Genomic DNA, 24,303 nt, shown 5'->3' on the forward strand with positions numbered 1-24,303 from the left:
TGTTGCACTATATACAACAGCGCTGCGCCGTTGCTACGGTCCCTTCCTATCGAAAAGAAGGGAACTTTCGTATGACTCGCACCGCCCGTTTCACCGCCGCAACCGCGGCGCTGGCAGGACTCCTCGCCATCACTTCCTGCGGGGCGTCTGACCCGGCTCAGGCACCCAAGGCCGGCTCGACATCGACGTCGTGCCGCCAGCTGGATTCGACGCTCACCTGGCCGTCCGGCGTGAGGGAGAAGCTTCAGACCGCCATCGACGCGCACAGCACCTGCACCGGAACCTTCAAGGGCACCGTCGCCCCTGTCGCCATCTTCGACTGGGACAACACGGTGGTGAAGAACGACATCGGCTACGGCACCAACTTCTGGATGCTCCGCAACAACAAGATCCTGCAGCCGGAGAACAAGGACTGGAAGACCACCAGCCGCTACCTCACGGACGCGGCCGCGAGCGCGCTGAGCAAGGCCTGCGGCACCTCGACGCCGGCCGGGAAGCCGCTGGACACCGCCCACAACACCGGCTGCGCGGATGAGATCCTGGCCATCCTGGATGAGAAGACCCGTGCCGGCGACGAAGCCTTCCAGGGCTTCAACGCCCGGCGCATCACGGGAGCCTATGCCTGGGGGACCGCACTGTCCGCGGGGTACAGCGAAGAGGAACTCGGTGCCTTCGCCACCGCCATGAAGCAGGAGAACCTGTCCGCCCCTGTGGGCGCCAAGCAGAAGGTCGGATCGCAGGACATGGACGGCTACATCCGTGTCTACCCGCAGATCAAGGACCTGATCGCCACGCTCAAGGCCCACGGCGTGGTCCCCTGGGTGGTGTCAGCCTCCCCCGAGCCCATCGTCAAGGCGTGGTCCGGTGAGGCCGGCGTCGACACCGGGCACGTGGTGGGTGTCCGCAGCGTCTACGAGAACGGCCTCCAGACCACTCACCTCAAGGGCTGCGGCGGAGTCGCCGACGGCGACGACTCGGTCATGACCTACATCGACGGCAAGCGCTGCTGGGCCAACCAGGAGATCTTCGGCGTGCAGGGAGCGGCGGCCTTCGAGCAGCTCTCCGCGGAGAAGCGGCAGATCCTCGCCGCCGGCGACTCCGGCACGGACGTCACCTTCGTCGGTGACGCCACCGCGGCCCGGCTGGTCATCAACCGGAACAACACCGAGCTGATGTGCCGGGCCCTGGACAACGAGGGCGGCACCTGGCTCGTCACTCCGATGTTCATCAACCCGAAGCCTCAGCGGACCGATCCGTACCACTGCTCCACCAAGGGCTTCACCACGCCTGACAACAAGAAGGCCCCCATCACCAGGACCGATGGATCCGTCATCGCCGATCAGAGGGACAGCCAGAAGGATAGCTAGCCCCGGACCAGGTCCAGTTCCATCCTGATCCGCCGGTCCACTTCCTCTGGCGCCAGGGTCTGGGACCCGCCATGGGCCTTCAGATGCAGCAGCGACTCGAGGCGGAGCACACGCCACTCCCGCTCCGCCTCGTGGTTGCCGCTGTCGATGGCACGGAAGACTTCTTTGTCGTACAGATTGGGCTCGTTGAGCCGCCGCTGCCGGATCTTGGCTTCCAGCCGGGACCGGAAGGGGTCCAGCTCCTGTTCCTCCGGTGCCCGGAGCAGCAGGCGGTACGCCTCGGCGCGTTCATGCTCACCGAGTTCGTCAGCCACGAAGCTGGACAGCGCCAGGCTGGCCTCCGTGTGGGTCCACCGGGCCGGGTTGCCGTCGAACTGCAGAACGTTCAGCAGGTCCGCCACGTTGAGGCTGGCCGCGGAGTCCTGGTACTCCAGGAAGAGGTCCTGCGCGAACGCACGCAGATCCGCCAGGCAGCTGCCCGACTTCACATTGATGCCCTTGACCAGCCGGTCCGCCAGGTTCTGCAGCCCGCCGCGTCCCGGGTACCGCACCGAGATGTCCTCGATGAGCTGTTCCGGGGTGTCCTCCAGCGGCGGGATCAGTTCGCGGGCGGCCGCGACGGCGGGATCCTCCGACGGGGATTCCGCGGCGGTGTGCGGCGTGGGAGTGGACGGCGCTGGAGTGTGGGTCGCGTCGGAGGGCGTTGCGCCGGCCGGGTCTGCGGCGAGGGTCTCTGGCGCGGGAATAGCCGCAGCACCCGGCGACGGCAGGGACAGCAGCCCCCCGGTCACAAGGGCCGGGCGGTCGGAAGGTGCGCCGTCCGGCTCTGTCGGGTGAACCGACCCCGAGCCGACCACCCCCGAGCCGACCGCGCGCACGGTCGCCGTGAGCGCCACGCGGAGGCCGGGGCCGCCGTCGTCGAATTCAAGACGGTTCAGCAGCGGGTTGCCCAGATCGTCATCCTCGGTGATCACCGCGGTCACCACAGGGCTCAGCCCGCCGTCGGGCAGGACCAGCCGGACCCCCTTCGTGATCAGGCCTGCGGCGAGTTCCACCTGCAGCTCTTCGCTTCGTTCCATGGACCGGTTACCTCCCGGGTCGGGTGCAGCTCGGAGCACAGTCTACAAAGGAGAGCTGACCGTGAACTCCCAGCTCTCAGAAGGACGCCACCCCGGCGAACGCCAGCGCCTGGCGCACCAGCTGCCCGCGGCCGCCGTCGAACTCCTGCTGCACCGCCTCGCTGAGCACCTCCCGCGGCGACATCCAGGTCAGCTCCAGCGCGTCCTGGCGCGGGCTGCATTCGCCCGTCACCGGCACCAGGTAGACCAGGGAGACGGCATGCTGCCGCTCGTCCGTGTACCCGGTCTGCGACGGTGACGGGAAGTATTCGGCCACGGTGAACGGGACCGGGCTGGGCGGCAGGAACGGCAGTGCGAAATTGCCCAGGTCCTTCTCCAGGTGGCGCAGCAGTGCCGCGCGGATGGTCTCCCGGTACAGCACACGGCCGGAGACCAGGGAACGCACCATATTGCCCTCCGCGTCGCCCTGCAGCAACGTCCCCACCTCGATCACCAGGCCGAGAGGGTCCAGACGCACGGGAACCGCCTCCACATAGACCATGGGGAGACGGTTCCGGGCCTCGTAGAGGTCCTCATCGTTCAGCCAGCCGGGGTAGGGGTCCGGGGTGCGCACGCTCATGAACCCATTATGACCGTCGCGGCGGCCGCGCCCGGGAGGCTCAGCCGGAGAAACCCGCCGCCCACTCGTGCACGCGGCGCGCGCTCTCCTCCGTGGACAGGTCCTCCACCCGCGTCATCACGGCCCAGCGGACGCCGAACGGATCCAGGATGGACGCGTAGCGGTCACCGGAGACGAAGTCGGCGGGCGCCTCCCGGATGGTGGCCCCGGCGGCCTCCGCGAGGGCCACCACCGCGTCCACATCGGCCACGTAGAGGGCCAGGGACATGCTGGTGCCGCCCGCCTGCGGCGCCACGAGCCCGAACTCCGGCATGGGGTCGCCGATGGTGATGCCGCCGGAGGTGAAGCGGAGCTCGGCCTCGCCGATCAGCTCACCCATGCGCGTCTCAGAGACGACGACGGCGCCGAACACGTCGCGGTAGAACTCCAGTGCCTTGGTGGCCGGGGAGACCACGACGTGCGGGGTGATGGACGTGCGGCCGTGCGGCATGCCGTCCGTGGTGTGCCGACCGGTGGCCGCGGTACGGGGTGCGGTGTTCTCACTCGGCGCTGTGTTCTGGCTCTGTGCAGTGTTCTCACTCATGGCACCACTCTGCTTCGAGGGGGCAGGGCCGGTCTTGAAGAAATCGGCCAGTGCCCGTGGATGGGATGCTCAGCGTCCCCGTGCCACCTCGGCAAGGACCTTGACCATGGCCCGCAGATCGTCCGCGGACGGCCGGTCCTCGATGCCCGCGTGGCTGCTGTCCGAATGCAGGAAGAGGGCCGCGAACACCAGGGAGGTGGCCGCCCGGGCCCGTAACGGCGTCGTCTTCTGCTCGGCCAGCCCGACGATCTCCGCGCGCAAGCCGGACGTCCAGTGGTGCACGGCGGCCATGAGCTCGGGCTCGTTGACCACCAGCTGCTTGAGCTTGGGGACACTGTCCGGGCCACTGGACAGGCTGCCGATCAGGACGCAGAGGTCGTCGATGATGGCGCCGTCGCTCTCCAGGAACGCCCGGGTCCGGGCCTCGGACAGCGGATCGTCCGGCAGACCCAGGGAGGCGGCCGCCTTGGACGGGAAGTAGTTGAAGAACGTGCGTTCCGAGATTCCGGCGCGGGCGCAGATGTCCGCGATGGTCACCTGGGCGAGGCCCTCCTCCAGGACCAGGTCCTGGGCGGCATTGTGGATCGCCGCGCGGGTCTGCTGCTTCTTGCGCTCCCGCAGGGAGGCGATGGGGGCCGTTTCAGGGTCTGTCTTCATGGATGATTCCTCCGGACCGGCCGCCGCCGGCTCCCGCGGGATCTCTGTGGGATCTCTGCGGGAGCCGACGGCGGTCAGTCCTTGTGCGCTCAGGCCTGCTCGGCCTGTTCCGTCTGCTCGGCACTCTCAGCCGCGGCGTTGCTCTTGTCGGCCTGCTCCTGCAGTGCGGAGCGCTGACGCAGCGGCGGCACCTTGAAGAACCAGCTGAGGAGGAACGCCAGGACGATCACACCGAGACCCACCCAGTAGATGCTCACGGCCGAGTTGTTGAACCCGTTCATGAACTGGCGGGTCAGGCGGGCGTCGGCACCCTTGAGGTAGGCGGTGTCCGACGTCGAGGCGCTGCTCTGGCTGGAGCTCTGGTCCTTCGGCTCCTTGAGCTTCTCGATCATGGTGGGCACGAGCTTGTCCACCACGGCCGTGCGCTGGGCCTCATTGGAGTAGTCGATGGCCAGCTTGCCGTTCACCACGGAGGCGTTGGCCTTCTGCGAGGCCATCTCCAGGGCCTTCTGCTCCGCGGTGGGCTTTGCGGCCGCCACCTGCTCGTCGATGATGCCCTGCGCCATGGACGCGGGGATCTGGCCGGCGGTCACCTTGGCCTGGACGGCGGCGGTGACCTGCTGGGTCACGGCGTCATCCGCGGCCTTCTTGGCGGCGGCGGTGCCCTGGTCCAGGCCCTTCTGGATCTCATCCTTGATGGGATTGACGATCGGGTTCCAGATCTGGTTCATGACACCGGCATTGGACGGGTTGTCCGCCACCGACGGCGTCAGGGCCGCATCCAGGGAGCTGTGCAGATCACCCTGGTTCTGCATGGCCGTGGTGATGTTGGTGGGCATCACGGCGAACAGGACGGAGAGGAGGACGGCCGTGCCCATGGTGCCGCCGATCTGGCGGAAGAAGGTGGCGGAGCTGGTGGCCACACCCATGTCCCGGGGTTCCACGGAGTTCTGCGAGGCCAGGGTCAGCGTCTGCATCAGCTGGCCGAGGCCGAGGCCGATCAGGAACATGCCGATCATGAGGAACCAGAGCGGCTTGTCGATGGTCATGAAGGTCAGCACCACGTAGCCGCAGGCGGTGGAGAAGGTGCCGGTGATCGGGAAGATGCGGTACTTGCCGGTCTTCGCGATCAGCTGGCCGGAGACGATCGACGCCGTCATCAGGCCGGCCACCATGGGCAGCGTGGCGAAGCCGGACTCGGTGGGGGACAGGCCGGTGACGAGCTGCAGGTACAGCGGCAGGGTCAGCATGGCGCCGAACATCGCGAAGCCCACCAGGAAGCCCAGGATGGTGGCCATGGAGAAGGTGCCGGACTTGAACAGCCGCAGCGGGATGATCGCGTCCTTGCCCATGATCGATTCGATGATGATGAACGCCACCAGGCCGACGGCGCCGATCACGAAGCAGGAGATGGAGCCGAAGGAGCCCCAGCCCCATTCGCGGCCCTGCTCGGCCACCAGCAGCAGCGGGACGAGCGTGACCACCACGGCCGTGGCGCCCCACCAGTCGATGCGGACCTTGCCATGGTCGTGGAACTTGGGCAGGTGCAGGAAGGAGAGCACCATGGCCAGGGCCACCAGGCCGATCGGCACGTTGATCAGGAACACCCAGCGCCAGCCGGTGACCCAGAGGATCTCGTGCGCATCGGCGAACACGCCGCCGATCAGCGGGCCCACCACGGAGGAGACGGCGAAGACCGCCAGGAAGTAGCCCTGGTACTTGGCGCGTTCACGCGGGGCCAGGATGTCGCCCATGATGGCCAGCGGGATGGACATCAGAGCGCCGGCGCCGATGCCCTGGAAACCACGGAAGGCGGCCAGCATGATCATCGACGTGGAGAAGGAGGACAGCAGCGATCCGACCAGGAAGACGCCCAGACCGAAGAGGTAGAGCGGACGGCGCCCGAAGATGTCGGAGAGCTTGCCGTAGATCGGCGTCGCGATGGTCGACGTGATCAGGTAGGCCGTGGTGACCCACGCCTGCTGGTCCAGGCCGTGCAGATCGTCGCCGATGGTGCGGATGGCCGTACCGACGATCGTCTGGTCCAGGGAGGAGAGGAACATGCCGGCCATCAGGGCGTAAATGACCAGCAGGATCTGCCGGTGCGTCATGACGGGACTGCCGGACCCCGGGTTACGGGCGCCGGCCGTCGCCGTGCTGGTGGTGCTGGTGCTCATGGGAGGTCTTTCCGTGGAAGATGGTTTGGGGGGCTGCCCGCGGACAGAGGCGAGATATCTGCAGACGGTGCAGAATATTTGCAGACTGTGCAGAATTGCAATCAATGCAAGATTGCAGACACCGCAAGATTACAGGCCCCGCAACAATTAAGGCAAGCTAGTTGCTTGTGACAACTAACACTTCCAGGAGCGGCATGGCGGATGTGGTCTCCAAGGGGCATCTGAACCCCGGAGTGCCTGGTGTCCGGATGGAGCGCTTCGCGCTCGCGCGGCCCGGCGAACCGCTCGCCGAAGTGGTCCGGCACCTGTGGTTCGGGCGCTGGAGCCTGCCGCCCGGCGTCGTGCGTCCGCAGCGCGTGCTCAGCTATCCGGCGGCAAATCTGGTGATCATGCCCCAGGGCGCCCTGCTCGCCGGACTGGGCACCGCCGTCGCTGTTCAGGAGCTGAGCGGGGAGTCCTGGGTGCTCGGCGCGCTCCTGCGCCCCGCCGCCACCCGGCTGTTCACGGACGAGGAGCCGAAGGCGCTGATCGGCGCGCGCCGTCCGCTTCCGGAAGCGCCCGTCTCCGAGGTGTCGGAGCTGGTGCACGACGCCGGCGCGCAGGACGCGCTGGCAGCCATCGTCCGCGTGTGGCTGGCGCCTGTGGCGGAGCGGATGGATGACCGCATGCGGCTCTGCAATGATGTCTGCCGCCTGGCCGAGGACGACGGCTCGCTCACCCGCGTGGACGAGCTCGCGGACCGCGCGGGTCTGCCGCTGCGGACCCTGGACCGCCTGGTGCGGGACCACGTCGGCGTGAGCCCCAAGTGGCTGCTGGACTGCCGCCGCCTGCAGGAGGCCGCCACGATCCTGTACGCGGATCCGGACGTCCGGCTCGCGGACCTCGCGTTGCGCTTGGGATTCTCCGATCAGGCGCACTTCGCCCGCAGCTACCGCCGCGTGGTGGGGGAGACCCCGTCTCAGACCCGGCAGGCCGGGAACGCCGCCCGGGCGGTCAGCTCGGCGCCTCCGAGACTGAGATGACCGCGCGACTGAGGTGACTACGCTGGGACGATGACCCCACCCCTGGCTGTATCCCCGCGGACCGTGCGGTGGCTCGCGCCGGCGCTCGCGGTCCTGGGTGCGGCGTGGTTCCTGCTCATGCTGTTCAGCTACCTGGGCCACTGGGGTGCGGGCGCGGCCGATCAGCCCGTGCATGACTGGGCGGTATCCATCCGCACGCCTGGGCGACGGCGGTGCTCTCCCTGGTCACCACCCTCACCGGGCCGACGTGGATGAGCGTGATCACCGGCGTGGTGGGCTTCGGCTGGATCCTCCTGCGCCGCGAGTGGCGCCGGCCCCTGCTGCTCATGGGCGCCATGGCCGTGGCCGTCACGGCCTCCAGCCTGATCAAGCACGAGCTGAGCCGCGCCCGCCCGGACCCGGCCTTCATGGTGCTCGGCCTGGAGCCGAGCCCCTCGTTCCCCTCCGGGCACACGCTCGGCTCGGCCGTCTTCGCGCTCACCCTCGCGTGGCTGCTGGTGGCCCACTCACGGCGGAGGACGACGACGCCGGCGCGCACCGCCGTCGTCGCTTTCGGGCTCGCAGCGCTATTCGCCGCCGTGGTCGGCTACAGCCGCATCTACCTGGGCTACCACTGGCTCACGGATGTGCTGGCCTCCGCAGGCCTGTCCCTGGTGGTCCTGGCCGGGGTGATGGCGGTGGATGTGTGGCTGTCCCGGCGCTAGCCCTTGGGGAACGCGACCGCCTCGCCCACCACGCGGAGCCGGAGCTCGGTGCCGGGACGGGCGATCGCGGCGTTCCAGTGGCGGACGCTGATGGTCTCCCCGGCGTCCGGCAGCAGCAGCCGCACGGTGGTCTCCGGGCCGAAGTAGACGGTGTCCAGCACGGTTCCGCGGATGGGTCCGTCCTCCGCGATCCGGATCTGCTCCGGGCGCAGCATGATGACCACCTCGCCTTGGACCGGGGGGCGCCGGACCGGGATGGCCCCCAGTGCACAGGTGGCCAGGGAGCCCTCCATCCAGGCGTCCAGGATGACCGCGTCGCCCAGGAACTCGGCGGTGGCCCGGTCCGCGGGGCGTGTGTAGACCACGAACGGGTTGCCCACCTGGGCCAGATTCCCGTCCCGCATGATGGCCACCTGATCCGCGAAGGACAGCGCCTCCGCCTGATCGTGGGTGACCAGGATGGTGGTGACGCCCGCCTCCTTGAGCACCTCCGCGATGGCGCGGCGCGTGGCCACGCGCAGGCCGGCGTCGAGCGCGGAGAACGGTTCGTCCAGCAGCATGAGCTGCGGCTCGTGCGCCAGGGCCCGCGCCAGCGCCACGCGCTGCTGCTGGCCGCCGGAGAGCTGGTGAGGGCGGCGTTTGGCGTAGTCCGGGTCCAGCCGCACCATGGTCATGAGTTCCGCCACCCGCTCCTTGCGCCGGGCACGGGGGATGTGCCCCAGGGAGAACGCGATGTTCTGCCCCACGGTCAGATGCGGGAACAGGGCGCCGTCCTGCGCCACGTAGCCGATGGACCTCTTGTGCGCGGGGACCCATCCGTCCGGGCCCGCCACGGCCTCGCCGCTGAGCGAGACGCGGCCCGTGGTGGGTGCCTCAAAGCCGGCGATGATGCGCAGAAGCGTGGTCTTGCCGGACCCGGACGGGCCGACGATGGCGGTGGTGCCGCCGCGTGTCACGCTCAGGTCGATGCCCTTGAGCACCGCCTGGGAACCGAAGTTCTTGGTCACCGCCTCCAGGAACAGGTGACTGTCCGTGGAGGGGTCGATGGCGGGCGAGACCGCGGGGGCGGGGAGGCGGGAGGGGGAGGGTCCGGTCACTGGCCGACTGCTTTCTTGGACTGCTGCAGGAGGAGGTAGGTCATGGGCGCCGAGAGCAGGATGAGCGTGAACGCGTAGGGGGCTGCCGAGGCGTAATCGATGGACGTGCTGTAGGACCAGAAATACGTGGCCAGGGTGTTGGTTCCGTTGGGGGAGAGCAGGAGCGTGGCCGTCAGCTCGTTCGTGATGGCCAGGAACACCAGGGCCGCGCCGCTGGCCACCGCGGGGGCGCTGAGCGGCAGGGTGACCCGCAGGAACGCCCGGAACGGGGAGACGCCCAGCGCCTGGGCGGCCTCATCCAGTTGCTTCGGCGCCTGTGCCAGGCCGGCCCGGAGGTTCACCAGGGCCCGGGGCATGAACAGCAGGGCGTACGCGATGACCAGGACCGTGTTGGTCTGGTACAGAGCAGGGGTCAGCCGGATGGCGACCGTCACGAACGCCAGGCCCACCACGATTCCCGGCATGGAGCTGGTGACGTAGTTGGCCAGTTCCAGGGTCTTGCTGAACCAGCTGGGCTTCCGGACCGCCAGGAAGGCGAGCGGGAAGGCAGCCGCCGTGGTGACCGCCGCCCCGGCCAGACCGTAGCCCAGGGTCTGGGTCAGAGCCGGGAGATACTCCGACAGGTTCCAGATGGCGGGTCCGCCCACCACCATCCATCGGATCACGAACCACAGGGGGAAGAAGAGCGCCAGGGCCGTCAGAGCCAGGAGGAACAACTGCGAGGGCAGCTGATACCAGCGCAACGGCAGGATCGAGGGCGAGGACTGGACTCCGGAGCCGATGCGGGCATACCGGGCGTTACCGCGGCTGCGGACCTCCGCCAGAAGCAGGAGGAGACAGCCGAGGACCAGGACGGAGGCGAGCATATTGCCCGCCTGGCCGTTGAAGGTGGACCGGAACTGCTCCATGATCGCCGTGGTGAAGGTGTCGAAACGGATCATGGCGAAGGCGCCGTACTCCGCCAGCAGGTGCAGCGACACCAGCAGGCCGCCACCCGTCAGGGCGATGCGCAGCTGGGGCAGCACCACCCGGAAGAACACCGCCCACGGGCCCAGGCCCAGGGATGCGGCGGACTGCTCGATGGCCGGGTCCAGGCGCGCCAGGGTGGCCGCCGCAGGGATGTAGACCAGGGGGAAGTAGGACAGCGTGGCGATCAGCACACCCGAGCTCAAGCCCGCCATCGACGGGATGGCGGAGACCCAGGCATAGCTGTTGACGAAGGCCGGGACGGCGAGCGGCGCCGCCAGCAAGGCGCCCCAGAGCCGCCGGCCCCGCAGCCCGGTGCGCTCCACCAGCCAGGCGGCGGCGACCCCCAGGACGAGGCAGGCCGGGACGGTGCAGACCACCAGCCAGAAGGTGTTGGAGAGCAGCTCCATCACGCGCGGGCGGAAGATCAGCGCCACGGCCGTGTCCCAGCCGGTGGCCACGGTCATGTACGCCACATACCCCAGGGGCATGAGGGAGATCAGGGCCACCAGGGTGGCGATGATGGTCAATCCGGGAACGCCGGAAGGCCGGCCGGGGTGGGAACCCCGGCCGGCCCGGACGCGCTGGGCGTCGCGATCCAGTGTGGTGGACAAGTGCTTAGAGCAGTCCTGCCTGGGTCATCAGATCGATGACCTTCGGCGAGTTGAGCTTCGCGGCGTCCACGGTGGGAGCCTGGAGATCCTTCAGCGGCGTCAGCTTGGCGTTCGCCGGGACCTCGGACGCGATCGGGTACTCGTAGGAGCTGCCGTTCTCCAGGACCTCCTGGCCCTTCTTGCCCGTGATGAACTTCAGGAACTGCTGGGCCTCGGCCGCGTGCTTGGAGGACTTCAGGACGCCGCCGCCGGAGACGGAGACGAACGCACCCGGATCCTGGTTCTTGAAGTAGTGCATGCCGATGTTCTTGGAGTTCTCACCGGTCTTGGCCTGGTCGCCGAAGTAGTAGTAGTGGTAGATCACGGCCATGTCGACCTCGCCGGCGTTGACCGCCTTCATGGCGGTGCTGTTGCCCTTGTAGGCCTTGGAGTTGTTCTTCATGGCCTTCAGCCAGTCACTCGTGGCCTGCTCGCCCTTGAGCTCCAGCATGGCGGAGACGATCGCCTGGAAGTCGGCGCCCGACGGGGAAGCGGCCCACTTGCCCTTGTACTGGTCCTGCGAGAGGTCCATGAGGGACTTGGGGAGCTCGCTCTCCTTGACCTTGTCCTTGTTGTAGACCAGGACGGTGGAGCGGGCGGCGATGCCGGTCCACTTGTTGGTGGAGGGGCGGTAGGCGGCCGGGACCTGGTCCTGGGTGTCCTTGTCGATGTCCGCGAAGAGGCCGGCGTTCTCCACCTGCGTCATGGACGGGGAGTTCTCCGTCAGGAAGACGTCCGCCGGGGAGGCGGCGCCTTCCTGGATGATCTGATTGGCCAGCTCGGGGTCCTCGCCGTTGCGGAGGGTGACCTTGATGCCGGTCTCCTTGGTGAACTCGTCGGCCCACGACTTGGTCAGGGCTTCATGCTGTGCGTTGTACACCGTGATGCCGTCTCCGGAGGCCCCGGCACCGGCCGAGGAGGACGAGGCGGAGGGGGATCCGCCGCACGCGGTCAGACCGAGGGCGGCGCCGGCCAGCAGGGCGATGCCTGCCAGGGTGGACTTGCGCTTGAGCATGGGTTGTCCTTCATGAATGTGGCTGGGAGCACCTCCCGGGAGGAGGTCACGGATCGACTGTAGGTTAGGCATCCCTTATCGCGGCGCGTTTTCGCCTTAAGTGTGATCTAAATCACATGAAATGCGTCATGAAAGCGTTAACTAATTGCTTTCGTTGAGCCGTGCGGCCGCCTCGAGCGACATCCACGCCTGCAGCTGGGAGGAGAGTTCGACGTCGGACGCGCCGGGGAAGACCCAAGCGTCAGCCACGCGTTCGCGGCCCGCCCAGAAGGCGCCTGCCGTCGCGGTGACCAGGGAGCGCGCGGTGCCCCGCACCGCCGTCGTCAAGCGCTCATCCAGTGCGGCCAGCGCGAGGTAGCGCGCCAGGATCCCGGTGAAGAGGCCGCCGTCGCCCGGGCCGTGGGTGATCAGGGTGCCATCCGGACGGGTGAGGTGCTCCGCGACCGCATGGACGAGCGCTTCGGCGCGGGCCAGATCCTCCCGTGTGCCGAGAGCCAGCAGGGTGCCGAGCACCGGCCCCTGGTTGTAGCTGTAGATCTCCCGGGCCACGGTGGTGCCGCCGTCGCGGTTCAGGTGGATGCCGTCCAGGAACAGCCCGGATTCCGCGTCCAGGAGGTTAGCCACAAGCCAGTCCACCAGGCCCCGGGCCCGGGCGGTGCGGCCGGCGCGTGCGAAGTAGAGCGAGACGGGCGCCGTGGCTGGGGTGTTCTTGAAGTCCCGGTCCCGGCTCCACCAACTCCCGCCGCCGAGCTCCGGTGTGCTGGCGGCCTCCAGCTCCCGTGCGATGACGCGATGGAGGGGCCCCAGGCGGACCCCCGGATCCAGGGCTTCGAGACGCTGTGCCGCCAGCCCCAGCCAGGCCATGTCGTCCGTGTAGGAGTTCACGTATCGGAAGGCATTGTGCAGCCGGATCGTCCGGATCACGCGCCGGGCCAGCCGGGCGTGCGGGCCGTGAGGTGCTCGCTCTCGCCGTGCGGCGTCCAGCAGGGCGTCAACATAATGGGCCTGCCACCAGTAGTGCCAGGTGCCGAGTTCGCTGAACGCCCGTCCGGGCGCCACGACCCGCCCCAGGTGCGTGCCGGGAAGGCCCGCCAGTCGCCGGCCGTGGCGGGCGATGACGGAAGCCGCGGCCTGGGCGGCCCGGAAACGGGAGTCCATGAGCCCAGCGTAGGGGGTCTCCGGACGCTCGCCGTCGCGGTCCCCCGAACAGGGGTCAATTGCTCCGGAAATTCTGATCGCGGGCCCTCAGTACGGAAAAATTTCCAGTGCCTTGGCCCGGATATCTGCATATTAGGAGGGGTATCCGGGCCGGGGTCGCAGACGTTCAAACAGTTCCATGGGGGGAGTGGTTCGGTGGAGGCGCAGGAGGCCATCGCAGCGCGGGGTGTACTGAACGGGCATGCTCCGAACGGGCACCAGAGGTACAGACTCAATATGGGTGCTCCGACGCCGCCGGATGCGATGGCGGAATTCCTGCACCAGGGCGGGGTCCAGGTGGCTTCCGGGGACCGCCGCCGCCTGGGCGTCAGCGCGCTGGGATTCGACGAATTCCTGGTGGCGCACTTCGTCAGCAGTCCGCTGTCCCTGCGCTGGATCCGTGAAGATCAGGATCTCAGGCGCCGCTACGTCTTCCTGTTCGTGTCCCGGGGCCGGGTGGAGCTCAGCGGTGAGAACGAACGCTACGAGGCCCCCGAGGGCGGCATCAGCGTGATCATGCCGGGCAGCGGGCCGGTGGAACTCGCAGCGCCACAGTCCGCCGAAGGTGTCCTGTTCTCCTTCGACGCCACGGAGGTGCTCCCCGTGGCCTTGCGGGCCGAATCGATGCGTCCGGTGTCGCCGCAGTCGCCGCTCTTCCGCGCGTGCTACGCCTGTCTGCGGGGCATCGTCGACGGCGACGCCACCGGTCTGGACGAGGACACCGAGGTGATCCGCTCCCTGATGCGGGCGGTGGCCCACGCCATGGTCGCCACGGCCGGCCGGTCCACGCAGGGCGGCAGCGTTCTGGAGCGGGCACGGGACATCATCGAACGGGAGTTCGCCAACCCCCGGCTGACGCCCGACTGGATCGCGCTGCGTCTGGGCGTCTCACGCAGCACCCTCGGCCGCGCCTTCACCGCTCAAGGCCTGAAGATCGCCGGAGAGGTCAGGAAAGTCAGGGCGGACAAGGCGGTGGAGCGGCTGCAGGCCGACCCTGGGGCATCGGCGAGGACGCTGGCGGAGGAGAGCGGCTTCGGTTCGGTGGCCTCCCTGAGCCGTGCGCTGTCCGAGTTTCACAGCGTGAGTTTCCATGACGTCAGGCGTGGCGCCCGGGCCGCCTAGGCGTCGTTCCTAGGGAGCACGGCGGGGAGTCGCATCGAGATACCCGTCAGACCAGGCGATGCGGCCGAAGTCGAGCTTGGAACGCACCATGAACCCCGCGGACGCGTACTTCTTCTTGACCCGGTCCAGGTACTGCTTGGCGGTCTCCCGTCCCACGTTCATGGCGGTGGCGACCTGTTCCAGGGTCAGGCCGGATGCGTAGAGGACCAGGGCACGCTCCTCCTGGATGCTGAGGGCCGGTCGGTCGGGGTCTCCGGCGATCAGGGATGCCACCTCGGACGTCATCCAGTCCTCCCCGCGGAGCACGGCGCGGATGGCCTTGACGATATCCTCCTCCGAGTCGCGTTTGCCGACGACGCCGGTCACCCCCGCGCGGATGATGCTGCGGGTGAGCGGAGGGGACGCCAGCGCGGAGATGACCACGATCCGCAGACCGGTCTTCAGCAGCGCCTTGACCAGCTCCACGTCCACGCTGGGCGCCCGGTCCACCATCAGATCGAGCAGGAGCAGATGCGGCCACTGCCCGGGCGGTGCCGCGCGCACCCACGTCACGAACTCCGGTGCCGAGGACCCGCTGAAGACGATGTCGAAGTCCTCCCCGCGGGTGACGAGCTCTTCGGTGCGGTTGCGCTGGAGCAGGTGATCCTCCACGATGGCGACCCGCCACCGGGCCTTCAGCCCACCGTTCACTCTGCCGTCCTCCTCATTGATCCACGTCATGTTCATCCTGCCATCACCGGGCTCTGCGGATACCTCAGCTCCAGAAGGTTCACGGCTCCCAGCTGTTCGTAGCGGGACGGCCCGGCCGGATCCTCGGGAGGCGCCACACCCGGCCCGATCAGGGTCAGCTGCAGCGAGTCGCCCATGGGGAAGAGCGACGCCGTCAGGGCTCCTCCCGGTGGGGTCCCGGAGATTCCCCGGTACACCTCACGGGCCACCGCGCCGGCCGCCTCCTCATCGGCGACGTCGGTGCCGCCGAGTCTGAGCGCCAGCTCGACGCCGTGGTCCCTGGCGTTCTTGAGGGTGGGCATGAGCGCGCGGCTCAGATGCACCAGCTCGGGGCTGATCTGGACGAGCTGCCGCAGGTACAGCTCCTCCGTGCCGCAGCGCTCCCGGGTGGAGGGCTCGTGCGCCGGCCGGCCGCCGTCGGCGATCTCCTGCAGCAGCTGGACAGCGGACTCGAGCCCCGCGCCCAGCCAGCGCTGGTAGCCGAGCCGTGCGGCCGTGGCGAGCTCCGTCCGGAGGTTCGCCACGAAGGCCAGGTGCTGAGACCGTGAGGCCTCCTCGCTCAGCTCCTCGACCAAGTGCTGGAACCGCGCCCACACCGCGGAGAAGCCGAGGCCGACGCAGGCGGCGATGATCAGGATCTGACCGCCGGCCCCCGACGACGGGTAGATGGTCACCGCCATGGCGGTGACCAGGACGGCCCAGGCCACGGCGCCCCACAGCGGCCCGTTCCGTCCGGTACGCAGCGACAGCAGAAGGATGAAGGGCCCGGTGGGTGCGAGAGCCTGCCAGTGCACCACCCCGTCCTGGCCGAAGGCGGTCGCCGCGGCCGAGAGGAAGAAGACCGCGCACGTGGCAGCGATCAGGAGAGCGTGGAGCAGGAGGCCTGTCCGGCGCAGCCGCGGGGATCGTGAGGCGAACCAGGCGAGCGCCATGACGCCGATCATCGGGTACAGGGCCAGGTAGTGGTCCGTCCCGCCTCCCAGGGTCAGGATCACACTCACCGCCGTGACCCCGAGACCCCACAGCTCGCCGGTCTTGTGGTGCAGGAAGCCGACCGGACGGCGGAACCATTCGGCGCTTTCGGGCTGGAGTGCGACGGTGAGCGTGACGGTCGTTCCGGCACCGGGACTGCTCGCCACCCCTGCCTGGAAGCCGTTGTCGGCGGCCCTGCGGACGATGGAGGACTCGATGCCGCGGCCGCCCGGTGCGGGCCCGGCGAAACCGCTCCCGGAGTCCTGCACGGTGATCACCAGCCGGCCGTCCGACTCGGTGGCGTCGATCCGGACCAGATCGGCGCCGGAGTGCTTGGCCGCGTTGGTCACGGCCTCGCGGACGCACCCGACGACGGCGCCGGTCACCGAGGCGGTGAGCATCTTTTCCAGATGCTCGAGTGCTTCATCCTCGAGCCCGGTCCGGGCCACCGGCAGCCGCTGCTGTTCGAACATCCCGCGGAGTCCGGCGTGTTCCACGAAGGGGCGTTCGCCGTGCAGGCCGCTCAACAGAAGGACGTCACGCGCACACTGATCGCGGACCTGTTGCTGGTCCGCGACGCCGGCGCCGCCGTTGGCGATGGCGCCGAGGGTGTTGATCGCGGTGTCGTGCAGGACCCGTGTCTCCTCGGCCAGCTGGACGCTTTTGCGCCGGGCGATCTCGGTGCGCCTCTTGGCGTCCTCGACTACGGCGGCCTCGGCGTCGGCGTCGTTGGCAAGCCTGAGCAGCCATGCCAGGCCGACCCGGACCGCCACGATGATGGAGGTCTGGGTGACGACCACGGCGATGGGGAACTGGAAGCCCCAGCCGGGGCGGGCGAGAAGCATCGTGGTGCAACTGGCCAGCGCCATGAGGATGATCAGGGGGACCGTGCTCCGCCGCAGGAGCAGGAGCCCTGCGACGCAGCCGGCGAAGTTCATCTCCCAGCAGGAGGCGAACACCACCGTGGAATCGATGTCACCGCCGGCGAGGAATCCCCAGAGAGCAACAAGGGTCATGCCGATCGGAATGGCGGGGGCGGGGACTGATCGCCATGCGGCCAGGAGCGACGCCGCGCCGAGACACAGCTGGGCTGCCATGAGGGGCCAGCCCGCCAAGCCCAGGGAGGCGAAGGTGGCGAGGGCCATGACCAGCTGCCATCCCGCGGCCGCCGTGAGAGCGGCGCGCCGGACGGATTCGACCAGCGACCCCGTGGCGCGTCCGGCGGCGCCGGCGAGGGGGGTCATGTCCTTCAGGACCGGGTCAAGGAGTGCACGCCGAAACGCAGGGCTGATCCGCCTGGCCCTGATTTCCCCCATCGGCTCCTGACATCCTTTCCTGACACCGCTGGCTCATAGATTACGTCACCGGCCGAGCCCGGCCCGTTTCATGCCTCACGCGGAATGTGATGTAGTTAACACCTGATGTGTCGCCCGGCCCACCGGCCGGACGCGCCAGGCCCAGAACATCACCGTGCGGTCGCGGAGGGACCCTCCCGCGACGCCAGAAAGGCTGACCCGCGATGACGGAACGAGACCTGCCTTCCGCCGATTTCTACGGCGTCGAGGACCTGCTCAGCGCCCGCGAACGTGCCAAGCTCGCCGAAGTGCGCGACTTCCTGGCGGCGGAGGTCCGGCCGTACGCCGCCGAATGGTGGGACCGGGCGGAGTTCCCGTTCCACCTGCTGCCGAAGCTCGCGGCGCTGGAGATCGGTACCCCTACGCGGAGGGGCTACAGCCACCTGTTCATGGGCCTGCTCATCGCCGAACTGAGCCGGGCGGACGTCTCCATCGCCACCTTCTTCATGGTCCATCACGACCTCTTCGTGGAGTCGCTGCACCGCTTCGGCTCTGCGGAGCAGCGCGCCCGTCTGCTCGACGACGCGGCCTCCCTCCGCACCACGGGCGCCTTCGCGCTGACCGAACCGCAGCACGGATCGGATGTGGCGCGCGGCCTGGAGACCACGGCGGTCCGCCATGGCGATGAATGGGTCCTCAACGGCTCCAAGCGCTGGATCGGCAACGGGACGTTCTGCGACCACATGCTCCTCTGGGCCAGGGATGAGACACCCGGTGCCCGGGGTGCGGTCCGCGGTTTCATCGTGGACGGGCATCTGCCGGGCCTCAAACGCACTCGGATCGAGGGGAAGACGGCCCTGCGCACGGTGCAGAACGCGGATATCGAATTGATCGACGTCCGCGTGGCCGAGGAGGACCGCTTCGCCGGCATCTCCAGCTTCGCGGACACCAATGAGCTGCTGCGAGGCTCCCGCGCCCTGGTGGCGTGGCAGGCCGTGGGGCAGCAGCTCGCGGCGTTCGATGTGGCCCGGGGCTACGCCGTGGAGCGCGAGCAGTTCGGCAAGCCGATCGCGTCCTTCCAGCTGGTGCAGGACCGGCTGGTGAAGATCCTGGGCAATGCCGTCTCCGGGGCCACCATGATGACCCGGATCGCACAGCTGGAGGAGACCGGCGCCGCGGACATGGCGCAGGTGGCGCTGGCGAAGGCGCACATCTCCGCGGCCATGCGCGAATCGGTGGGGCACGCACGTGCCGTGCTGGGCGGCAACGGGATCGTCACCGGGTACGGGGCGGCCAAGGTGTTCGCCGACGCGGAGGCCATCTACACCTATGAGGGCAGCTACGAGGTCAACACCCTCATCGTGGGCCGCCGCGTCACCGGGGTGTCCGCCATCCATTGAGCGGGCGGCCCGAAGAAGCCTGAGCCGTAGGACGATCAGCGAGGGATCCGCTCCCCGGCCTCCACCGCCACCGGAAGGGCGTTGCCCGGAACCGGTGCGGGGCAGGTGCCGAAGTCGGTGAAGGCGCTCGGATAGTTGATGGCGCGGTTGAAGTCCAGGATCACGGTACCGTCAGGGCGTGGGCGGGCGGTTTCCAGCTTCCGCCACTCGTCCGTGCTCACGCCGTTGCTGGCGTCATGGAAGGTGATCACCAGGGCGCCCAGCTTCTCCTCCTCGGCCTGCAGACGGTACTCCGTGTCTGCGCCGGGCAGAGTGAACACCAACTCGCCGCTGGAGACGTGTGTGCCGTCCACCAGGGGGTTCGCGGTGCGGATGGGCACGGGACGCGGCTCGGCGAAGGGCTCATACCGGGCAGTCACCACCAGTTCCGGCCGGTAGTCGAACACCGGCACCCCGGAGAATCCGGTGAACACGGGGGAGCCGTCGTCGCGGGTGCGGACGGCGTACCGCCCGCCGCGCACGGCGAGCTCCACCAGGACCTGCCGGCCGTCCTCCCCGCCGTACTGCACCCACATGAGTGACTCCTCATCGGCCAGCCGGGCGTTCAGGCGGCCGACGGCGGGTGCCGGCCGTCCGCCGTCGGACACTCCGTCACCTGACACTCCGTCGCCGGACGCGAGGCTGAGACCGTCCTCCGCGGCCGCCTCGACGAAGGCGCGCTCGCCGTCCGTCCACCACAGGCCCGGCACGCCGTCGAGGGCGGCCGGGGAGTCCGGGAGCCACTGCAGGGAAGTCAGGGTCAGCCAGCCGTGCGGGGATGCCAAGGCGGCGTCGCGATTGCTGCGGAAGCGCTGCCAGCGCGCCAGCTGGGGGTCGCGTGCGGGAACGGGGGCAGAGACCATGGCTCCTCCTATTGGTCGAGAACTCACTGTTCCCCAACCATGGCCTCGGCGTCGCCATTCCCGCACGCGTTCGCGCCCGGCGTGGACCCGGACGCGAAAGTGGGCGGCGCCGTGGCAGGCCACGGCGCCGGCTCCGGAGCGATGGGGGCGTGCCCCGGAGACTCCCGATGAATAGGTGTCCGCATTCCGGAATCGTGACGCGGCTTTTTCAGCTTTTTTCCGCGGCCACGGCTGAAACCGTGAGAAGGACCGGATTCAGGGTCCCGGAGCGGAGGGACTCCAGCGCATCACGGCACGCCTCCAGCCGCTGCCGCGACCCCGGGAGGTCCGGCAGCAGCGCCGCCACCATGCCTCCGGTGTGCGCCGCGCAGACGTCCGCGCCCAGGGTGGCCGTGATGCAGCTTCCGAGATCGGCCAGGAGGGCCCAGCTCAAGCGCGCCTCCGTGGCGGAACTCCTCACGCGATAGCTGAATCTGGCCTGCAGGAAGCCTGCCTCGCACTGCTCGGGCGAGGCGAGGATCTCGCGGAGCCGGTGTTCGAAATGGGTCATCGAGTGAAGCCCGGTGGCGGTGTCCAGGCATCCGAGGCCGGGCTGCTCCTGGCCGGCCATGGCCCAGGCCTCGGCGAGTGCCGCGACGGCGTCCAGATCGGCCCTGCGGCACGCCGTTCCGTAGAGGGCGTCCAGGTCCGCCAGGGCTTCCCGGAGGCCGACGCCGGCCTCCGCCCTCGCCTGCCCCAGCTCGGCGGCTGTGGCGGCGGACAGGGAACCGTTGTGGCTGAACTCCCGCACCGCAGCTTCGATGGGCGCAAGGCACCAGTCCGCCGGGTGACGCCAGCCGGCCGCGAGACTGGCGGCCTGCCAGGAATCCGCCAGGCCGCCCCAGGGCACGGCGGCGCCCTTGGCTCTCCCGGGTTCCCTCGCAGCGTCCTTCACGTAAAATTGAGTGTGCCGACATGGCATTTCATGACGTGGGATCCTCAAAGAGGTGAGAAACGTCACCGGGCCGGGAATGGGAGGCTTCCCGGCACGATATTCGGACCTGAGGGGGACAGGGGTGTCTGACGACACTTTGATGAGCGACGGCGAGCTGTGCGGGCTCGTCCGTGAAGGCGATCAGGACGCGTTCGGCGTCCTCTACTCCCGCCATGCCCCTTTGGCGTTCGCCATCGCGCGGCAGAGCGTGGACAGCTTCGACGACGCCGATGACGTGGTGGCGGACGCATTCCACGCTGTCCTGGACAAACTCCGGGCCGGTGACGGTCCGGACACCTTCTTCCGCGCCTACCTTCTCCAGGTGGTGCGCCGCACCGCCTACGCGCGCAACAGGAGTGCCGGGCGTGCCTTGCCCACGTCCGACGACTGGATCCTGGACGGGGTGGAGGCCTTCGAAGACCCCGCTCTGAACGAGTTCGAGAATCAGGCCGCCGCCCGGGCCTTCCGCTCCCTTCCGGAGCGCTGGCAGGAGGTGCTCTGGTACCTGGACGTGGAGGGGCAGAAGCCCGCCGCCGTCGCCCCGGTCATGGGACTCTCCGCGAACGCCGTCTCCGCGCTCGCGGTCCGGGCACGGGACGCCCTGCGCCGGGAATACCTGCAGGCGCACGTGTCCGACGACGTCCCGGAGCGCTGCCGTCCCTACCGCGACAAGCTCGGGGCGTATGCCCGGCACAGCCTGTCCCGCGGCGCGGAGCGGAAGGTCCGTGTGCACCTGGACGAGTGCCCGAAGTGTACCGCCATCCTGGTGGAGCTGGGCGACATCGGCTCCACCATGAAGGCGGCGCTGCTGCCGCTGATCATCGGGGTGGGGCCGGTCGCCTGGTGGCTCAGCCCGGCCGGTCAGGGCGCCGTGGCGGCATCCCTCACGGGTGTGCATGGCCTGGTGGCGGGTGCTGCTGGTGTTGCCGGTGCCGGTGCGGCGAGTGGGGCGGGAGCAGGAGCAAGCGCAGGCGCGAGTGCGAGTGCGGCGGCTGCCGGCACGACGGCGGGGACCAGCACGCTGGGCATCGCGGCGGCGGTGACGGCCGCCGTCGTCGCCGTCGGCCTGGTGATCGTGCCCGCCATCGCCGCAAGCTGGCAGCAGCAGACGCCGCCCACCGCGGCGCCCGCCAGCACGGCACCTGAAGAACAGGCCGTGGCGCAGACGCCCACCGTGCGGGTGACCGCGGCGTCGGCCACCCCGGGCGCGGCGCCGTCCAGCACACCGTCCGCCTCGCCGTCGGGCATTCCGGTGGTACTGGTGCAGCCTCCGCTGCTGGCGCCGGCCCTGCCGACGCTGTGGGATCGTGTGATCAGCCCTCCGGCCCCGGCGACGCCCGTCATCGCCCCGTCGTCGCCGGGCACCGCCACTCCGGGGCACACCGTGACGGCCGGCCCGGGCGGGACGCCGACGGAGACCCCGAGCGGGACACCCACCCCGACGGTGACAGCCACCACGACGCCGGCGCCGACGTTCACCCCGTCCCCGAGCACCACCCCGCCCGGATGGTGCCAGCCGTGGTGGGCTCACCCTGAGTGCTGGCTGACCGGGAGTCCGACGCCGACGGGCTCACCTTCCCCTGTCAACTGATCCACGGAACTGTCAGACGCTTCACACCGGAAACCGCGTCAGGATGGATGTGTGGCCGCCACTGACTTTGCGGCGGCCCACGGTGGGACGCCCGCAGAGCGAGAAACGTGGTGAGGCATGGACTTCAGCGATCGGAGGCCGTCCGGCACGTCCCCGTGGGAGCCGATGGCACACAACATCTGCCAGGACTGCAATCCGCCGTGCGTTCTCACGCGCCTGGTCCCGTGCCAGGATCTGGCCATGTGGGACTGGGCGTCACATCCCGGGAAGTCCGCGCAGCGGCCCAGCCGGGGCACCGCCCTCATGCTGCGGGACCGGTACCTCAGGCTCAACGCCCTGGACGAACACGGGCTGCCGGTCACCGGGTTCGCACTCCCCACGGAATTCGCCTCCCCCGGGGAAGCGGCACAGGCGCTGGATGGGCCTTTCGTGGCCCGCCCACGCGCCGAACGGCGCGTTCAGGAATTGCCTGATCTGCACTTCGACGACGACGATGCGCTTGCCGCGAGCCGTTGGCGGGGCCTGGACCATCGCTGGCTGCTCCAGGCGGACAGGCCCGCTGCGGGACTGCAGTCCGTGGTCCAGCGGGGGCCGGGTGTGGACGGTGGGCTCCTGCGGTTCCACGGCGGGGTGCCGCAGGACGGACTCCATGGTTCGGCCGCACGCCGGATTCCGGGCCCGTGCCCGCCGGAGGTCGCGTCCCTGGTGGAGGCCGTGGTGGACGCCCTCGGTGTGACCGGGGCCGCGGTGGTGGTTCTCAGCTCCGGCGCGGGCCGGGGCACCGAGGTGGTGGACGTCCACGCCCATCTCGGGTTCCACTGCGTGGACTCGGAGAGATTCCCGGCCGCGATGGAGGGCGCCCGGCCACCGGGCGTCGAAGAGCTGCGGGATGCCGGGAGCCCGGGCTGGCTGCGCACGCCGTTCCCCGAGGACCCCGGCTTTGCCCCGCCTGATCCGTGGAGCCGCACTGAGGAGGGCCATCCCTCCGGGAGGGCCTCGACGACGGCGACGACGGCGAGCGCGACGGCGCCGGCGAACGCGCCGGCGAGCGCCCTGAGGCTCTTCGGCAGGACCTTCGCTCGGAGGGGATGAGCAGGATTCCGGCCGATGACGGCCGGGGGGGAAGACGCGGGGCGGGGACGGATTCCCCGCCTCTGATGAGGAAGGACATACGTGGTGCGGGTACTGGTGACCGGGATCGGAGGGCCGGCGGGATCGTCGCTGGCCCGCCAGCTGAGGGCTCAAGGGCATTGGGTGGGAGGCGTGGACATGGATCCCGCCGCGGCCGCTTTCGGCGATCACTTCGCGCAGGTTCCCGGGGCGGGTGATCCCGGCTACCTGGGGATCCTGAAGACTCTGGCGGCCGAGTGGGGCTGCGAGCTTCTGATCCCCACGGTGAGCGACGAACTCGTGGCGGTGGCGGCCTCCGCGGACATCCTGGGGATTCCCGTCCTGGTGGGCCCGGCGGACGCCGTTCACACCGCGAACGACAAGTACCTGACCATGCAGGCCCTCGCGGCGGCGGGTGTCCCCGTCCCGGGCTACGGGCTGCCGGACGGGTTCGCCTCGGCACAGGAGGCCCACGCGAGCCTGGGCCATGAGCTTGTGGCCAAGCCCCGCGTATCCCGCGGCGGCCGGGGGGTTCATGTCCTGGAGGCCGCCCGTGCGGGCGAGGAGGACGCCGTGGCGTTCTGGGACTCCCTGGACGAGTCCTGGATCCTTCAGACGTTCGCGCCGGGCGTGGAGTACGCTCCCGTGGTCTTCGCCGCGGAGCCCGGTGAGCCCGCCTTCATCGCGGTCCTGGAGAAGACGGAACTGAAGGAAGGCCGGGTGGGCAATGCCGTGTCGGTGAGGCCGGTGGATGCCCCGGACGTGGCGGATCTTGCCGGTGCGGTGGTCGCCGCCCTGGGGCTCAGCGGCCCGGTGGACATGGACGTGCGCCGCCTGGAGGACGGGACCCCGGTGGTCCTGGAGGTCAACGCGAGATTCGGGGCGAACAGCGCCTCGGCCCCGGGTCTCCTGGAAGCCGTTCTGACGAGCATCGGGCCTGCGGTGGACAGCCCGCTCGTCTGAGCCGGGTCCGGTTCCCCGGACCCGGCGAGGGAATATTACCGAACGGTAGTTGTCTGATCATCTATCATGGAAGTAACCCTGAAACTGTTCTCACATCGATGGACTAATCG

Annotated in this window: 21 protein-coding genes; 8 read left to right on the forward strand and 13 right to left on the reverse strand. The window is 69.3% G+C overall.

Features of this window, described 5'->3' with window-relative positions; genetic code table 11:
- The first annotated feature begins 71 nt into the window (after positions 1-71).
- Positions 72-1,367 (forward strand): HAD family hydrolase, encoded by a 1,296-nt coding sequence (locus tag Q9R02_RS05255; protein WP_305995603.1) that lies wholly within the window; start codon positions 72-74, stop codon positions 1,365-1,367.
- On the opposite strand, the gene Q9R02_RS05260 is transcribed toward Q9R02_RS05255, so the two are convergent.
- The 5 genes from Q9R02_RS05260 to Q9R02_RS05280 form a co-directional block, all read right to left on the reverse strand.
- Positions 1,364-2,446, reverse strand: coding sequence for a DUF6707 family protein (locus tag Q9R02_RS05260; protein WP_305995604.1), 1,083 nt, complete (start codon positions 2,444-2,446; stop codon positions 1,364-1,366). The two genes, Q9R02_RS05255 and Q9R02_RS05260, sit on opposite strands and share 4 nt — an antisense overlap.
- 76 nt (positions 2,447-2,522) lie before the next feature.
- Positions 2,523-3,065 (reverse strand): NUDIX hydrolase family protein, encoded by a 543-nt coding sequence (locus tag Q9R02_RS05265; protein ID WP_305995605.1) that lies wholly within the window; start codon positions 3,063-3,065, stop codon positions 2,523-2,525.
- A 40-nt stretch (positions 3,066-3,105) separates the two neighbouring features.
- Positions 3,106-3,648, reverse strand: coding sequence for a VOC family protein (locus Q9R02_RS05270; RefSeq protein ID WP_305995606.1), 543 nt, complete (start codon positions 3,646-3,648; stop codon positions 3,106-3,108).
- Between the two features lie 69 nt (positions 3,649-3,717).
- Entirely contained in the window at positions 3,718-4,305 is a 588-nt protein-coding gene (locus tag Q9R02_RS05275) for a TetR/AcrR family transcriptional regulator (protein WP_305995607.1), read from the reverse strand.
- Positions 4,306-4,394: 89 nt separating this feature from the next.
- A complete protein-coding gene (locus Q9R02_RS05280; protein WP_425279213.1) occupies positions 4,395-6,482 on the reverse strand; it encodes an MDR family MFS transporter in 2,088 nt (695 codons plus the stop codon).
- A gap of 194 nt (positions 6,483-6,676) precedes the next feature.
- Between Q9R02_RS05280 and Q9R02_RS05285 the strand changes: the two genes are divergently transcribed.
- Positions 6,677-7,504 (forward strand): AraC family transcriptional regulator, encoded by an 828-nt coding sequence (locus Q9R02_RS05285; protein ID WP_305995608.1) that lies wholly within the window; start codon positions 6,677-6,679, stop codon positions 7,502-7,504.
- Between the two features lie 212 nt (positions 7,505-7,716).
- Positions 7,717-8,208 (forward strand): phosphatase PAP2 family protein, encoded by a 492-nt coding sequence (locus Q9R02_RS05290; RefSeq protein WP_305995609.1) that lies wholly within the window; start codon positions 7,717-7,719, stop codon positions 8,206-8,208.
- On the opposite strand, the gene Q9R02_RS05295 is transcribed toward Q9R02_RS05290, so the two are convergent.
- From Q9R02_RS05295 to Q9R02_RS05310, 4 genes are all read right to left on the reverse strand, one after another.
- Positions 8,205-9,305: an ABC transporter ATP-binding protein gene (locus Q9R02_RS05295; protein WP_305995610.1), complete on the reverse strand. Its 1,101-nt coding sequence runs from the start codon at positions 9,303-9,305 to the stop codon at positions 8,205-8,207. The two genes, Q9R02_RS05290 and Q9R02_RS05295, sit on opposite strands and share 4 nt — an antisense overlap.
- Entirely contained in the window at positions 9,302-10,762 is a 1,461-nt protein-coding gene (locus Q9R02_RS05300; RefSeq protein WP_425279219.1) for an ABC transporter permease, read from the reverse strand. Before Q9R02_RS05300 ends, Q9R02_RS05295 begins: the two co-directional genes overlap by 4 nt.
- Before the next feature lie 127 nt (positions 10,763-10,889).
- Positions 10,890-11,939 carry an iron ABC transporter substrate-binding protein gene (locus Q9R02_RS05305; protein ID WP_305995612.1) on the reverse strand — a complete coding sequence of 350 codons (1,050 nt, stop codon included), beginning with the start codon at positions 11,937-11,939 and terminating at the stop codon, positions 10,890-10,892.
- Positions 11,940-12,080: 141 nt separating this feature from the next.
- Positions 12,081-13,097 carry a glycoside hydrolase family 76 protein gene (locus tag Q9R02_RS05310; protein WP_305995613.1) on the reverse strand — a complete coding sequence of 339 codons (1,017 nt, stop codon included), beginning with the start codon at positions 13,095-13,097 and terminating at the stop codon, positions 12,081-12,083.
- A gap of 276 nt (positions 13,098-13,373) precedes the next feature.
- On the opposite strand from Q9R02_RS05310, the gene Q9R02_RS05315 reads away from it, so the two are divergent.
- A complete protein-coding gene (locus tag Q9R02_RS05315) occupies positions 13,374-14,258 on the forward strand; it encodes a helix-turn-helix domain-containing protein (protein WP_305995614.1) in 885 nt (294 codons plus the stop codon).
- A gap of 9 nt (positions 14,259-14,267) precedes the next feature.
- Here Q9R02_RS05315 and Q9R02_RS05320 read toward each other — a convergent pair whose 3' ends face one another.
- Together Q9R02_RS05320 and Q9R02_RS05325 are read right to left on the reverse strand one after the other, a co-directional pair.
- Positions 14,268-14,978 (reverse strand): response regulator transcription factor, encoded by a 711-nt coding sequence (locus tag Q9R02_RS05320; RefSeq protein ID WP_305995615.1) that lies wholly within the window; start codon positions 14,976-14,978, stop codon positions 14,268-14,270.
- Positions 14,979-14,980: 2 nt separating this feature from the next.
- The gene (locus Q9R02_RS05325) at positions 14,981-17,203 is read right to left on the reverse strand and encodes a sensor histidine kinase (protein WP_305995616.1); all 2,223 of its coding nucleotides are present in this window, start codon (positions 17,201-17,203) and stop codon (positions 14,981-14,983) included.
- 275 nt (positions 17,204-17,478) lie between these two features.
- Between Q9R02_RS05325 and Q9R02_RS05330 the strand changes: the two genes are divergently transcribed.
- A complete protein-coding gene (locus tag Q9R02_RS05330; protein WP_305995617.1) occupies positions 17,479-18,654 on the forward strand; it encodes an acyl-CoA dehydrogenase family protein in 1,176 nt (391 codons plus the stop codon).
- Positions 18,655-18,689: 35 nt separating this feature from the next.
- Here the strand turns inward: Q9R02_RS05330 and Q9R02_RS05335 are convergent, their stop codons facing one another.
- Together Q9R02_RS05335 and Q9R02_RS05340 are read right to left on the reverse strand one after the other, a co-directional pair.
- On the reverse strand, positions 18,690-19,556 hold the full coding sequence (locus Q9R02_RS05335; RefSeq protein ID WP_305995618.1) for a DUF1684 domain-containing protein: 867 nt from the start codon (positions 19,554-19,556) through the stop codon (positions 18,690-18,692).
- Positions 19,557-19,764: 208 nt separating this feature from the next.
- Positions 19,765-20,490: a hypothetical protein gene (locus tag Q9R02_RS05340; RefSeq protein WP_305995619.1), complete on the reverse strand. Its 726-nt coding sequence runs from the start codon at positions 20,488-20,490 to the stop codon at positions 19,765-19,767.
- Between the two features lie 121 nt (positions 20,491-20,611).
- Here Q9R02_RS05340 and Q9R02_RS05345 point away from each other — a divergent pair, with 121 nt between their 5' ends.
- The 3 genes from Q9R02_RS05345 to Q9R02_RS05355 all read left to right on the forward strand — a co-directional run bounded on the left by Q9R02_RS05345 (position 20,612) and on the right by Q9R02_RS05355 (position 24,193).
- Complete coding sequence (locus tag Q9R02_RS05345; protein ID WP_305995620.1) at positions 20,612-22,120, forward strand: sigma-70 family RNA polymerase sigma factor; 1,509 nt, start codon at positions 20,612-20,614, stop codon at positions 22,118-22,120.
- Between the two features lie 165 nt (positions 22,121-22,285).
- Positions 22,286-23,212, forward strand: coding sequence for a hypothetical protein (locus tag Q9R02_RS05350; RefSeq protein WP_305995621.1), 927 nt, complete (start codon positions 22,286-22,288; stop codon positions 23,210-23,212).
- Positions 23,213-23,293: 81 nt separating this feature from the next.
- Positions 23,294-24,193, forward strand: coding sequence for an ATP-grasp domain-containing protein (locus Q9R02_RS05355; protein ID WP_305995622.1), 900 nt, complete (start codon positions 23,294-23,296; stop codon positions 24,191-24,193).
- The last annotated feature ends 110 nt before the right edge of the window (positions 24,194-24,303 follow it).

It is taken from the genome of Arthrobacter horti, from assembly GCF_030731045.1.
Taxonomy (GTDB): Bacteria; Actinomycetota; Actinomycetes; order Actinomycetales; family Micrococcaceae; genus Arthrobacter_E; species Arthrobacter_E nanjingensis.